The organism is Mixta sp. Marseille-Q2659, assembly GCF_940807255.1.
GTDB lineage: Bacteria > Pseudomonadota > Gammaproteobacteria > Enterobacterales > Enterobacteriaceae > Mixta.
The window spans coordinates 1-14,097 of the sequence record NZ_CALNWY010000053.1; the positions used below are offsets into that span (position 1 = coordinate 1).

The following is a 14,097-nucleotide window of genomic DNA, read 5'->3' on the forward strand; positions in this document are numbered from 1 at the left end:
AATTCCAGCGGTTCAGTAATGCCGGTAGTAAAGGAAGTGAGCGCCCCGGCCAGCACCAGCGCTTTCACACGCTGTTTATGTTCCGGGCGCGCGGTATGGTAAATCGCCAGCGCCGCCGCAGGCAGGCTGCGGCGGCGCTGGCGATTTACCATACCGCGCGCCCGGAACATAAACAGCGTGTGAAAGCGCTGGTGCTGGCCGGGGCCCTGCACATTGCCAATCATCAGGTGCAGCATCGACATCAGCATAAATGAGAGACCGGTCAGTAGCGCGTGCAGGATATACAGCACCGGTGAAACAAAGATGAAGCAGAATTCCAGCGGTTCAGTAATGCCGGTAGTAAAGGAAGTGAGCGCCCCGGCCAGCACCAGCGCTTTCACACGCTGTTTATGTTCCGGGCGCGCGGTATGGTAAATCGCCAGCGCCGCCGCAGGCAGGCCAAACATCATCACCGGAATTTTACCCTGCGCCAGGAAGCGCGTGGCGCTGCGCACCGTCTCATCCGGGATACTGCCGGGGTGAGTCAGTGAGGTATTAAAAATATTTAAGGCACCGACGATGGTTTGATTATCCACGGTGGCGATGCCGCCGATCGGCGTGAAGCGTACCGTTTCATTTAAAATATGGTGCAGGCCGGTTGGGATCAGCAGACGTTCGCAGGTGCCGAGTAAAAAGGCGCCGTACTGACCGCTTTTACCAATAATTTCACCGACCCAGGCAATACCGGCACCGATGGTGGGCCAGATCAGCGCCAGCAGCACGCCCACCAGCGGCAGCACCACCACCGTCACGATCGGCACAAAGCGCCGCCCGCCAAAGAAGCTAATGGCGGTGGGCAGCTGCTGCGTATAGAAACGATTATGCAGCATCACCGTCAGCAGACCGGCAATCACCCCACCCAATACGCTCATATTGAAGGTAAAGATCCCCAGCATCTCAATATATTCTGCCGAGGTCATCATGGCGGCGGTCTGATCCATGCCAGCCTGCTGTAACGCTTCCGGCGTGGTAGTTTGCGCGGTTAATCCTTTGGCCGCCAGCGTAGCGCTGATCCCGACGTGCATGGCGATAAAACCGATCACCGCAGCGAAGGCGGCGGTTGGCTTCTCCGCTTTAGCCAGCCCGATGGCGCTGGCGACGGCGAAAAAGACCGGCAGGTTAGCAAACAGCGCGCCGGCGACTTTACGAATAAAACCGATGATCAACTGCGGCGTTTGCATATTGGCGAAAGCCTCGCCGGTAATGGCCGGATTCTGCATCGCGGCAGCCACGCCAAGAAATATACCGGCTGCGGCTATTACAGAAATCGGCATCATCAATGCTTTGCCGAATGCGTGAACCTTACTGGTGAAATCCTTCATAAACCCCGCCTCTGTCGCTGGTCAGAAAGCTTCAGTATTAGCCAGCCGGGACGGAAGCACCGCACCGCCAGGGGTAGCCTGCGGACAAAACTTGAACAACCTCACACTTTTTCCGCAACGCGATAAAGGAGACCTATCACACCATTAAGTCAATCAATTAGACAAACTATTTAACCAGTCGCAGACTTCCCGGCAAAAGAAGCAATAAATGCTTAACAATTCATAAACACAATAAACCTGCAAGTATCATGAAATTCAAATCGCAAATTAAACCATACCAGGCCGCGGCGGGCGGCTGGGGCTCACTTGAAGCCACCACCCGTTTCGTTATTGACAGCAAACAAGCCCTGAAAAATATGCGCAACCTGATGCGCATGAATAAAGCCAAAGGCTTTGACTGCCCCGGCTGCGCCTGGGGCGACGATAACAAAAGCACCTTCAGCTTCTGCGAAAACGGCGCCAAAGCGGTAACCTGGGAAGCAACCCGCCGCTTTGTCGATGCCGAATTCTTCGCGACTCACAGCGTCAGCACCCTTTATCAGCAGAGCGACTATTTCCTGGAATATCAGGGCCGCCTGACCGAGCCGTTGCGCTATAACCGCCTGACCGATCATTACGAACCCATCAGCTGGGATAACGCCTTTGCGCTGATCGCGCAGCATATCCATGCGATGGACAATCCCGACCAGATGGAGCTGTACACCTCAGGCCGCGCCAGTAATGAAGCCTCCTGGCTCTATCAGTTGTTCGGTCGCATGGTTGGCACCAATAACTTTCCCGACTGCTCCAATATGTGTCATGAAGCGAGCGGCAGCGGCCTGAAACGCAGCATCGGCGTCGGCAAAGGAACGATTCGCCTCGACGACTTCGATCATGCCGATGCGATTTTCGTGTTCGGTCAGAACCCAGGCACCAACCATCCGCGTATGCTGCACAGCCTGCGTCACGCAGCCGATCGCGGCGCGAAAATCGTTACCTTTAATACCCTGCGTGAGCGCGGGCTGGAACGCTTCGCCGATCCGCAGAAGCCGCTGGAAGTGGTGACCTCGAAAGCGGGCACCATCAGCTCTACCTATTATCAGCCGAATCTGGGCGGTGATATGGCCGCCGTGCGCGGCATGGTGAAAGCGCTGGCGGAAACCCATCGCGCACGCCTCGCCACCGGTGAGAAAGGCCTGTTTGACGAAGCCTTTATTAATGCGGCCACCCAGGGCGTGGAAGATTATCTGGCGGCGGTCGATGCCACCAGCTGGCAGCAAATTGAACAGCAGTCCGGCCTGAGCGAGCAACAGCTGCGCGAAGCGGCCGCAATCTACCAGAGCGCCGATCGCGTGATCTGTACCTGGGCGATGGGCATTACTCAGCACAAGCACTCCGTGGATACGGTGCGTGAAATCGTTAACCTGCAGCTGCTGTTTGGTCAGCTGGGCAAGAAAGGCGCAGGCCTGTGCCCGGTGCGCGGCCACAGTAACGTACAGGGCAACCGCACGATGGGCATTGATGAGAAGCCGTCGCAGGCCTTCCTGGATGCGCTGGGTCAGCATTTCAATTTCGAACCGCCGCGCGCACCGGGCCACAACACCGTAGAAGCGCTGGAAGCGATGCTGCGCGATGAGATCAAAGTGCTGATCGCGCTGGGCGGCAACCTGGCCGCCGCCGCGCCGGACAGCCCGCGCACTGAAGAAGCGATGCAGCGCTGCGGCCTGACGGTACATATCAGCACCAAGCTGAACCGCAGCCATCTGGTGCCGGGCCGTGACAGCCTGATCCTCCCGACGCTGGGCCGTACCGAGCAGGATATTCAGGCAACCGGATCGCAGTTTATTACCGTAGAAGACTCTTTCAGCATGGTGCATGCTTCTGAAGGCGTCGGTAAACCGCTGGCCGATACGCAGCGTTCGGAAACCGCCATTGTCGCCGGCATCGCCAATGCGGTTCTCAGCAGCTTTAAGGTAGACTGGCTGGCACTGGCGGGAGATTACAATAAAATCCGCGATCATATTGCTGCCACTATTCCTGGCTTCGCCGATTTCAATAAGAAATGCGAGCAGCCTGGCGGCTTCTATCTGGGCAATGCCGCGGCAGAGCTGCGTTTTAATACGCCGGGCGGCAAAGCGCACTTTAGCGCGGCGGCGCTGCCGACCTCACTGTTCCCGCAGCTGGGCGATGTGAAAGTGCCGTTTACGCTGCAGTCGCTGCGTTCGCACGACCAGTACAACACCACCATTTATGGCCTCGACGATCGCTATCGCGGCGTTTACGGTCAGCGTGAAGTGCTGTTCATTAACCCGGACGATCTGAGCGAGCTGGGCTTTGATGCGGGACAAAACGTCGATATTGAAACCCTGTGGAACGACGGCATTACGCGTCGGGTCACCGGCTTTAAGCTGGTACCTTACAATATTCCGCGCGGCAATCTCGCCGCCTATTATCCTGAAACCAACCCGCTGGTTCCCCTCTCCAGCTTTGGCGACGGCAGCGGCACGCCGACCTCTAAATCGGTGCCGGTGAAAATTTCTTTATCTGCCGACGTGGTCACGCAGCGTATTGCCTGATAGCCTGTAAGCCTGTGTAAAAAGCCGGATCTTTCCGGCTTTTTACGTTTATTACACCTTGCCGGGCGACAGCGAATCGCGTAAAACTGTCTGCCGCTCTTAGGCCACGAAACTGAATTCAACTATGTTCCAGGATAATCCGCTGCTTGCGCAGCTAAAAGAGAAGCTCCACGCCCAGACGCCGCGTGTGGAAGGGGTGGTAAAAGGCACCGAGAAAGGTTTCGGTTTCTTAGAAGTGGATGCGCAGAAAAGCTACTTTATTCCGCCGCCGCAGATGAAAAAAGTGATGGCTGGCGACCGCGTTATCGCTGCCGTGCAAACCGATAAAGACCGCGAAATTGCCGAACCGGAAACGCTGGTTGAGCCGTTCCTGACGCGCTTTGTTGGCCGGGTGCAGAAAAAAGATGACCGCCTCTCGATCGTTCCCGATCATCCCCTGATTAAAGATGCCATTCCGTGTCGTCCGGTACGTAGCCTGGAACATGATTTTCAGGCCGGAGACTGGGCCGTTGCTGAAATGCGCCGTCATCCGCTGAAAGGCGACCGTGGCTTCTATGCCGAACTGACCGAATTTATCACTACCGGCGACGATCATCTGGCGCCGTGGTGGGTGACACTGTCACGCCATAATCTGGAGCGTGAAGCGCCAGCGGTAAACTTCAGCGAGATGCTGGATGAACAGCTGGAGCGTGAAGATTTAACCGCGCTGGATTTCGTTACCATCGACAGCGCCAGCACGGAAGATATGGACGATGCGCTTTATGTTGAGGAACTGGCGGATAATGCCCTGCGCCTGACTATCGCTATCGCCGATCCTACCGCTTATGTGCCTGCCGACAGCGAACTGGATGCGATCGCCGCTGAGCGTGCCTTTACCAACTACCTGCCGGGCTTCAATATTCCGATGCTGCCGCGTGAGCTTTCCGACAATGTCTGCTCGCTGCGTCCGAATGAGCGTCGTCCGGCACTTGCCTGCCGCGTTACCGTCGCTCAGGACGGCGCGCTGTCCGACGTGCAGTTTTTTGCCGCCTGGGTCGAATCGAAAGCCAAACTGGTTTATGACGAGGTTTCTGACTGGCTGGAAAACAGCGGCGAGTGGCAGCCTGCCAGCGAGGCCATCGCTCAGCAGATCCGCCTGCTGCATCGCGTATGCCTCTCCCGCGTGGAATGGCGTCAGCAACATGCGCTGGTGTTTAAAGATCGCCCTGACTACCGCTTCCTGCTGGGTGAGAAAGGCGAAGTGCTGGACATCATCGCGGAGCCGCGCCGCATCGCTAACCGTATCGTTGAAGAAGCGATGATTGCCGCCAATATCTGTGCCGCAATGGTGCTGCGCGACAAGCTCGGCTTCGGCATCTACAACGTGCATCTGGGCTTTGACGCGACCAACGCTGAACAGGCCGCCGCCGTACTGGCAAATCACGGCGTGACCGCCGATGCCGCCGCAATCGCCACGCTGCCGGGCTTTATCGAGCTGCGCCGCGAGCTGGATGCGCAGCCGACCCAGTTCCTCGACAGCCGTATTCGTCGCTTCCAGTCCTTTGCGGAAATCAGCACCGAGCCGGGCCCGCACTTTGGCCTGGGCCTTGAGGCTTATGCCACCTGGACTTCGCCGATTCGTAAATATGGCGACATGGTTAACCACCGTCTGCTGAAAGCGATTATTCGCGGCGACAGTGCATCGCGTCCGAACGATGAAGTGACCCTGAAAATGAGCGAGCGTCGTCGTCTGAACCGTATGGCGGAGCGCGACGTGGGCGACTGGCTCTACGCCCGTTTCCTGAACAAAGCGGCTGGCACCGATACCCGCTTCAGCGCGGAAATTATTGATGTTTCCCGCGGCGGGATGCGTGTACGCCTGCTGGCTAACGGCGCAGTCGCCTTTATTCCGGCGCCTTTTATCCACGCCGTGCGCGACGAACTGGTTTGCAGCCAGGAGAGCGGCACCGTGCAGATTAAAGGCGAAGTGGTTTATCGCGTTACCGATGTGATTGACGTGACCATTGCCGAAGTGCGTATGGAAACCCGGAGCATCGTGGCGCGCCCTGCTGCCTGATGCGCTGAAAGACCTGCTTGCGTCCGTTTCGGGGCGGCCTGGTGCCGCCCCGTTTTATTAACCGCCTCAGACATTACAAATTTCTCGTTTCTTTTTTCATCGTTAAAACGCCCACCGCCTCACACTTCTCTTAAATTCACCTTTCTTTAACAAAACTTTAAATTATTTTCTAACTTGCTTTTCATTCCTCTTCCCTCTGGATGCACAAGGAGTTAGTCATGAGAAACGTCAAAACCGGCCTGATCTGGTTAGCGGTGGCGTTGATTGGCGCGTTTGCTTTCGCCATGCTGGCGATAAACCGTGGCGAGTCGGTAAACGCCATTTGGCTGGTGGTTGCGGCAGTCGCTTGCTACAGCATCGCTTATCGTTTTTACAGCCTGTTTATCGCTAAGAATATTTTCGAACTTAATGACAATCGCATCACGCCCGCCGAGCGCTATAACGACGGTCTTGACTACGTGCCAACCAATAAATGGGTGCTGTTCGGGCACCATTTTGCCGCCATCGCCGGCGCTGGCCCACTGGTGGGGCCGATTCTGGCCGCGCAGATGGGCTTTTTACCCGGCACCATCTGGATCCTGGTCGGCGTGATGCTGGCGGGTGCGGTGCAGGATTTTCTGGTGCTGTTTATCTCAACGCGACGCGATGGCCGTTCGCTGGGTGAGATGGCACTCCAGGAGCTGGGCGCCTTTGCGGGCGTCATCACCATGCTCGGCGCGCTGGGCGTGATGATTATTATCCTGTCGGCGCTGGCGCTGGTGGTGGTTAAAGCGCTGGCTGACAGCCCCTGGGGCCTGTTCACCATCGCCGCCACCATTCCTATCGCCCTGCTGATGGGCGTCTGGATGCGCTTTCTGCGTCCGGGCAAAATCGCCGAGGTGTCGATTATCGGCTTCGTGCTGATGATGGCGGCGATTATCTACGGCGGCGATATTGCACAGCATCCTTACTGGGGGCCGTTCTTTACCCTGAAAGGCACCACCCTGACCTGGGTGCTGGTCGCCTATGGCTTTATCGCCTCGGTAATGCCGGTATGGCTGCTGCTGGCGCCGCGCGATTACCTCTCCACCTTTTTGAAAATCGGCGTGATTGTCGGCCTCGCCGTCGGCATCTTGTTTGCCATGCCGGAAATGAAGATGCCCGCCATATCGCGCTTTATTGACGGCAGCGGACCGGTCTTTTCCGGCGCGCTGTTCCCCTTCCTGTTTATTACTATCGCCTGCGGCGCTATTTCGGGTTTCCATGCGCTGGTTTCCAGCGGCACCACGCCCAAACTGGTCGAGCGCGAAAGCCATATTCGCTTTATCGGCTACGGCGCGATGCTGATGGAATCGTTTGTGGCCATTATGGCGCTAATCTGCGCCTCGGTTATCGATCCGGGTGTTTACTTCGCCATGAACTCGCCGGCGGCGCTGATTGGCACCACGGTAGACAATGCCGCGCAGGTGATTAACGGCTGGGGATTTGTGGTGACGCCGGAGATGTTAAACGGCATCGCACGCGATGTCGGCGAAGCCTCGATTCTGTCGCGCGCCGGTGGTGCGCCAACCTTCGCTGTCGGCATGGCGCATATTATTACCGATGTGTTTAACAGCCGCGCCATGATGGCGTTCTGGTATCATTTCGCCATTCTGTTTGAGGCACTGTTTATTCTTACCGCCGTCGATGCCGGTACGCGCGCCTGTCGCTTTATGGTGCAGGATCTGGCGGGCACGCTGGTTCCCGGGCTGGCCAATAACCGTTCCTGGCTGGGCAATATGGCCGGAACGACGGTGGCGGTTGCGGGCTGGGGCTTCTTTGTTTATCAGGGCGTGGTCGATCCGCTGGGCGGCATTAATACGCTGTGGCCGCTGTTCGGCATTGGCAATCAGATGCTGGCGTCAATGGCGCTGATCCTCGGCACCGTGGTGCTGTTTAAGATGAAAAAACAGCGCTACGCCTGGGTAACCATCCTGCCGACGGTCTGGCTGTTTATCACTTCGATGACCGCAGGCTGGCAGAAAATTTTCCATGAAAAGCCCTCCATCGGCTTCCTGGCGCAGGCGAATAAATTCAGCAAAGCGATTGAGGATGGCGTGGTGATTGCGCCGGCGAAAAGCGTGGCCGATATGCAGACTATCGTACTAAGCAATCAGATCAACGCCGCGCTGTGTGGATTCTTTATGCTGGTGGCGGTAACGATGCTGATCGCTGCCTTTTTCGTGATTCGTCGCGCACTGAAAAGCGACCGTCCTACTACCCATGAAACCGAGCCCGCGCTGCGTAAAGAGGTACGTCATGTCTGAGATGCTTCGTCCTGTTACCGCGCCACGCCAGCTTGCTAACATTCAGCGCTGCCGCCTGCTCTCTGTAACAGCCGCGCCTCCGCAGGGCTGGCGCCTGATTTGGCAGCGGCTGACGCAAAGTTTTCGGCTGATGGTGGGCGTGCAGGATTACCAAAATTACCTGCACCATATGCAGCAGCAACATCCTCTCACCACGCCGATGAGCGAAAAGGCGTTTCATCGCTATTGCCTGGAAGCGCGCTTTCCAGCCCAGGCGGGCAAGATGGGGAAATGCCCTTGCTGATTTATTAGCAAGTTTTACCTTTCTGAATAAGCTGTTAGTATCAAAACGCTGAGCAAATTATCAGGCGCCATGTAAAATGGCGCCTTCTGAACGATCGGCTACGTTGAATGTTAATTTTCATCAGAAAAGAATAATATTTGCGAATGCACAAAGCTTATCTATTGCATCAAACAGTATTATTAAAATAGTGATAGTCGCGCGATCTGCTTACAGGATGGTCCGTATGCTTGAAGATCAGGGTCAAACGTTGCTTTTTACGCTCTTTGGCACCCGCAGCCCCTACTGGCAGCTCACCTCCGATAGTGATGCCCTAAAACTTTCTCGTGAAGAACTGGCGGAAACCAACCTGGCGGTCCCGCTTTCCCCCTCACAGGCGCAGATGTTACGCGCCATGACCGTAGTGACTTCCAGCGTAAATCTGGTGATAAATTTGCGCGGCGAAGAATTTCCCATGCACTTTGTCGGACGTAAAGTGAATCAGGGGGAATGGGCTGGCACCGCGTCGGCCTGGGGCGATACCTCATCCGTGGCGCGCGACTTAACCCAGGGCCTTTCTTTCGCTGAACAGGTGGTTTCTGAAGCCAACTCGGTAATTGTTATTCTCGATCAGAACGGCAATATTCAACGCTTTAACCGCCTTAGTGAGGAGTATACCGGGCTTAAAGAGCAGGAAGTGATTGGCCGTAACGTCTTTCAGCTATTTATGACACGGCAGGAAGCGCTGGCTTCACGTCGCAATATCACCGGTTTTTTCCGCGACGGCAGTTCCTATGAAGTGGAGCGCTGGATCAAAACGCGCAAGGGCCAGCGCCTGTTTCTGTTTCGCAATAAGTTCGTCCACAGCGGCAGCGGCAAAAATGAAATATTCCTGATCTGCTCCGGCACCGATATTACCGAAGAGCGGCGCGCGCAGGAGCGGCTGCGCGTGCTGGCTAATACCGATACCATCACCGGCCTGCCTAATCGTAACGCCATTCATCAGCGTATTACCGAGGTGCTGGAAAAGCGCGAGCAGCAGCAGATCGGCGTGGTCTATCTCGATCTGGATAATTTTAAAAAGGTTAACGACGCCTACGGACATATGTTCGGCGATCAGCTGCTTCAGGCCGTCTCGCTGGCGGTTCTCACCTGCCTGGAACCTCGGCAAACGCTGGGACGGCTCGGCGGCGATGAGTTTATTGTGCTGGCGGAAGATACTTCACAGGTGGCGCTGGAGGAGATGGCGCATCGTATTTTAACGCGCCTGCGTCAGCCCTTCCGTATCGGCTTAATTGAGGTCTACACCGGCTGCTCCGTGGGGATCGCGCTGGCGCCGCAGCACGGCGAAGATCGCGAGAGCCTGATCCGTAACGCCGATACCGCCATGTATCACGCTAAAGAGAATGGTCGTGGACAGGCCTGCGTCTTTTCCGCAGAAATGAATCAGCGCGTATTTGAGTATTTGTGGCTGGACACCAACCTGCGTAAGGCGCTGGAACATCAGCAGCTGATTATTCACTATCAACCGAAAATCAGCGCGGGCGGCAAGGTTATCAGTGCAGAAGCGCTGGTGCGTTGGCTTTCGCCGGAGCGCGGCCTGATCCCGCCAAATGAGTTTATTTCCTATGCCGAAGAGTCCGGCCTGATTGTGCCGCTTGGCCGCTGGGTGATGCTGACCGCGCTGCAGCAGATTATTGACTGGCGACGCCAGGGCATTCATCTGCGCGTGGCGGTAAATGTCTCGGCGCGTCAGTTGCTCGATCAAAGTATTTATAACGATTTGAAGCAGGCGTTACAGCTCAGCGGCATGACCAGCAGCCCTATCGATGTTGAGTTGACCGAAAGCTGCCTGATTGAAAATGAACAGCAGGCGTTGACCTTGATGAATCAGTTTCGCGAGCTGGGCGCGGAGGTGCATCTGGACGATTTCGGCACCGGCTATTCTTCCCTGTCACAGCTGGCACGCGTGCCGATTGATGCGATTAAGCTGGATCAGAGCTTTGTGCGCAACGTGAATGAACAGCCGATCGCCCAGTCGCTGGTGCGGGCCATTGTCGCCGTTGCGAAAGCGTTAAATTTGCGCGTCATTGCGGAAGGCATTGAGACCGAGCAGGAAGAGCAGTTTTTGCTGGATAATGGCGTCGATGAGCGTCAGGGTTATTATTACGCGAAGCCAATGCCCGCAGATAAGCTGGAGCATTGGCTTGCTCAGCGTCCTGCTAAGCCTTAATCAGTTCCCGTTAACTTACTTTACGCAGCTGCGCGCTGAGGCGGTTTTGCAGCTGCACCAGACGCTCCATATAGGCGAGATCTTTTTCTTCAATGGAAAAAGCGTAATCGACCCAATCTTCCGTAATATCCATCAGTTCGCCGCGAGTGAGCTGCAGCACGCGCTGGCGCGCTTTTAGCATGGCCTTCACGCCGTTAAGCTTCGGACGTAGCGTATCAATAAAGGTACGCGTCGCACGGTAGCCCTCGCCCGGCTGGAACAGTCTGTCTACCAGACCGCGCGTTTCAAACCACTCGGCGGTATGGCTTTCCCCTTCGCAAATCAGCAGCTCCGCCAGCTTCATGCCGGCACGGCGCGCTACCAGCGAGTAACCGCCCATCCCTGGAAAGAGGTTAAAGGCGATTTCAGGGAAGCCCATGCGCGCATTATTCTGCGCCAGTATAAAGTGGTGGGCCAGCGCCGCCTCAAAGCCACCGCCCAGCGCGCTGCCCTCGACCATGGCGATGGTTACCGCGCCGGTATCAAAGCCGCGTGCCGCCGCATGAATGCAGTCGACGCAGGCGCGAGCATAGGCACGAAGCGATTCGCGACGGCCATTTTTGATGCAATCCACGAAGAAGTTCAGATCGCCGCCCGCGTTAAACATCGCTGGCACCAGCGATCCCGTCACCCAAAAATCGATGGGTAAACCGGAACGCTGCGCCGCATAGCTCAGGTTCATGATCTCTTCAATAAGCGCATGATTAAAGGAAGGCCGCGGCTCCGCCCGCAGCATCATCCACATTGTCCGCCGCTCCTCCTCATACCAGGCATCGAGCTGGGTAGTATGTCCAATTTCGGTAAACAGTCTGCAAGTGGGTTGGTTTAATACTGACATAGTCTCATCCTCTGTATATTTGATGCGTTAAACGCAACACCAGCGTAATGCAGAGCGAGACAACACTGAATGAAGGACTGATTTTTAAGAAAAAATACAAAAAACCCCGCCGTAGCGGGGTCAAAATCAGTTAAGAATGGTTATTTAATAGCCGCACGCTGATCGATCGCCGCACGCTGGCGTTTTACCTGCTTCGAGTAAACCGCAGTAATGATTGGCACTAACAGCGATGTCACGATAACCGAGGTGGCGACCAGCGCCGTTGCGGCAGGCGCGACCGGTTTAAACTGCGGCACCATTTCGGCAATCAATACCGGCGTCGCAACCGCTGCGCCAGCTGAGCTGGAAGCAGCAACGCCAGCCGTACCGTCTCCGCCGCCAATCAGACGATCGGCGATAATCAGCGGAATTCCAGTCACGATAATCACCGCCACGCCCAGCATAATGCCCAACAGACCGGTTTGCGCGATGACTGACAGATCGATGGTGTTACCCAGCGCAAACGCAAAGAACGGAATCAGCGTTTGTACCGCCTTGCCGAAAAACTCCCGCAGTTCTGGATCAAGATTGCCTAAAATGAAGCCGATCAGGAAGGGTAAAACTGCGCCGACAAAAACGTGGGGTTCAAAGGAGGCAATACCGGCGGTGCCGAGGATCACCATGGTCATCAGCGGTCCTGATTCCAGCGACATCAGAACAAAGGCGCCCGCTTCTTCTTTGGTACCATATTGCTGCATCAGCGAAGCGTAGAGGCCGCCGTTGGTCATATCCATGGCGGCAACCAGCGCCAGCGTCGACAGCCCGGCCAGCATACCAACTTCAAATCCGTTTTCCGGTATCATGCGCGAAGCAACAGCAGCAACAACCCAGGCAACGGCGATTTTCGTGACCACCAGCGTGCCCGATTTACGCAGCACCGTTCCGGTAGCGCTGAGCTTGATCGACGCGCCCATACAAAAAAACCAGACGGCCAAAATAGGCACCGTACCGCTCATCAATCCATTTGTAAAAGAACCGAGGTATTTCCCCGCGCCGGGAGAAAAAGTATGGCAAAGCGCCCCTAAAAACAGGGGCACCAGCATCATCCCACCAGGGATTTTATCAATAGCACGTTTAATCTGCATGTTGTCTTCCACCCTTGTTGAGCAAGACTGTGAACAATCCTGCAACGCCCACCGGGGCAATGGATAACAACATAGCGTGATTATTAAAGAGGAAAAGTGATCTTTACCCTATTTTGAAACGCCGTTTCATTTTTTAAGGATGCATTTTTCATTTTTGTGTGACGCATCAACTTTTTTGCCCGTAGTAGGCGTTCGCGCCATGTTTACGTAGCCAGTGTTTATCCAGCAGCGTTTGCTGCATGGCTGACAAATCAGGTGTCAGCTGCTGGCTGAACAGCGCCATATAGGCGACCTCTTCCAGTACAACCGCACTGTGAACCGCCTCTTTCGCCGTTTTCCCCCAGGCAAAAGGCCCGTGCGATTGCACCAACGCCGCCGGAATCGCCAACGGCGCAATGTCACGCTCGCGCAGCGTTTCAATAATGACCTGCCCGGTTTCCCATTCATACCGATCGGCGATTTCGTCATCGCTCATCAGGCGCGTACAGGGGATCGCACCGTAAAAATCATCGGCGTGCGTGGTTCCCCAGGCGGGAATATCCCGTCCGGCCTGCGCCCAAATGGTGGCATGCCGCGAATGGGTATGCACAATTCCGCCGACATCCGGCCAGGCCAGATAAAGTGCCCGGTGCGTATCGGTATCCGATGAGGGGCGCTTATCGCCTTCGACAACCTCGCCGCTTTCCAGCGCGACCACCACCATATCGTCACGTTGCATCGCCTCATAGCTTACGCCGGAGGGCTTGATAACCAATAAACCACGCTCACGATCGATGGCGCTAACGTTCCCCCAGGTGAACGTCACCAGATTGTGTTTCGGTAGCGCCAGGTTGGCTTCCAGCACCTGCTCTTTAAGTTGTTCCAGCATAATCTTTCCCTCCTGAATCCCGTAAATGCACTATTGTTATTGGGCTGGTGCGGCAAAGGTATGGAAGCGCTGGCTGATTAGATGACGCGATCTGGCTGACAAGCCAGTTTTGCGCGTTTAATTAGGATTTTTTAACCTGTTGTAACTTTTGGTAGTGCCTATAATTATTCGAGGCAATTGAACCGGGGGTGATAGTTAGCACCCTTATTTTTGGTTGAGGTAATTGCTGTTCCTGACGTGAATATGAGCGCGGAAATCAACAATGTTCGGCTGAGGCTTAATCAGCTACAACAGGGAGGAGAGCCGTTTCAAAATAACGCGTCAGCGAACCTGAGGCGCAGAGCGACCCGACTATACTTAGAAAGGTTACCTCTGTGAGCAACAATTAAGGAGAAGTTTTTATGAGTAAGAATGCAAAACGCATTTCCGCTGCCGTTCTGGCTGCCGTCGTTGCCCTGTCTTTAACCGGCTGTAGTCAC

General features: G+C 55.6%; 9 protein-coding genes. 5 read left to right on the forward strand and 4 right to left on the reverse strand.

What is annotated here, in order from left to right:
• Positions 1-1,361: PTS transporter subunit EIIC (locus tag P3C52_RS20370; RefSeq protein WP_275556687.1), on the reverse strand; the 1,361-nt coding region annotated here is incomplete at its 3' end.
• A 248-nt stretch (positions 1,362-1,609) separates the two neighbouring features.
• Here P3C52_RS20370 and P3C52_RS20375 point away from each other — a divergent pair.
• The 5 genes from P3C52_RS20375 to pdeR all read left to right on the forward strand — a co-directional run bounded on the left by P3C52_RS20375 (position 1,610) and on the right by pdeR (position 10,749).
• Complete coding sequence (locus P3C52_RS20375) at positions 1,610-3,916, forward strand: FdhF/YdeP family oxidoreductase (protein WP_275556688.1); 2,307 nt, start codon at positions 1,610-1,612, stop codon at positions 3,914-3,916.
• Between the two features lie 124 nt (positions 3,917-4,040).
• The gene (locus tag P3C52_RS20380) at positions 4,041-5,972 is read left to right on the forward strand and encodes an exoribonuclease II (protein ID WP_275556689.1); all 1,932 of its coding nucleotides are present in this window, start codon (positions 4,041-4,043) and stop codon (positions 5,970-5,972) included.
• 218 nt (positions 5,973-6,190) lie between these two features.
• Positions 6,191-8,257, forward strand: a complete 2,067-nt coding sequence (locus P3C52_RS20385) for a carbon starvation CstA family protein (protein WP_275556690.1) — start codon at positions 6,191-6,193, stop codon at positions 8,255-8,257.
• A complete protein-coding gene (locus P3C52_RS20390) occupies positions 8,250-8,540 on the forward strand; it encodes a CstA-like transporter-associated (seleno)protein (protein ID WP_275556691.1) in 291 nt (96 codons plus the stop codon). Before P3C52_RS20385 ends, P3C52_RS20390 begins: the two co-directional genes overlap by 8 nt.
• Positions 8,541-8,763: 223 nt before the next feature.
• On the forward strand, positions 8,764-10,749 hold the full coding sequence (gene pdeR / locus P3C52_RS20395) for a cyclic di-GMP phosphodiesterase (protein WP_275556692.1): 1,986 nt from the start codon (positions 8,764-8,766) through the stop codon (positions 10,747-10,749).
• 10 nt (positions 10,750-10,759) lie between these two features.
• On the opposite strand, the gene P3C52_RS20400 is transcribed toward pdeR, so the two are convergent.
• The 3 genes from P3C52_RS20400 to araD form a co-directional block, all read right to left on the reverse strand.
• Positions 10,760-11,626: a crotonase/enoyl-CoA hydratase family protein gene (locus tag P3C52_RS20400; RefSeq protein ID WP_275556693.1), complete on the reverse strand. Its 867-nt coding sequence runs from the start codon at positions 11,624-11,626 to the stop codon at positions 10,760-10,762.
• A 140-nt stretch (positions 11,627-11,766) separates the two neighbouring features.
• Entirely contained in the window at positions 11,767-12,750 is a 984-nt protein-coding gene (gene kdgT, locus P3C52_RS20405; protein WP_275556694.1) for a 2-keto-3-deoxygluconate transporter, read from the reverse strand.
• Positions 12,751-12,916: 166 nt separating this feature from the next.
• The gene (gene araD, locus P3C52_RS20410) at positions 12,917-13,618 is read right to left on the reverse strand and encodes an L-ribulose-5-phosphate 4-epimerase (RefSeq protein WP_275556695.1); all 702 of its coding nucleotides are present in this window, start codon (positions 13,616-13,618) and stop codon (positions 12,917-12,919) included.
• Positions 13,619-14,097: the final 479 nt, after the last annotated feature.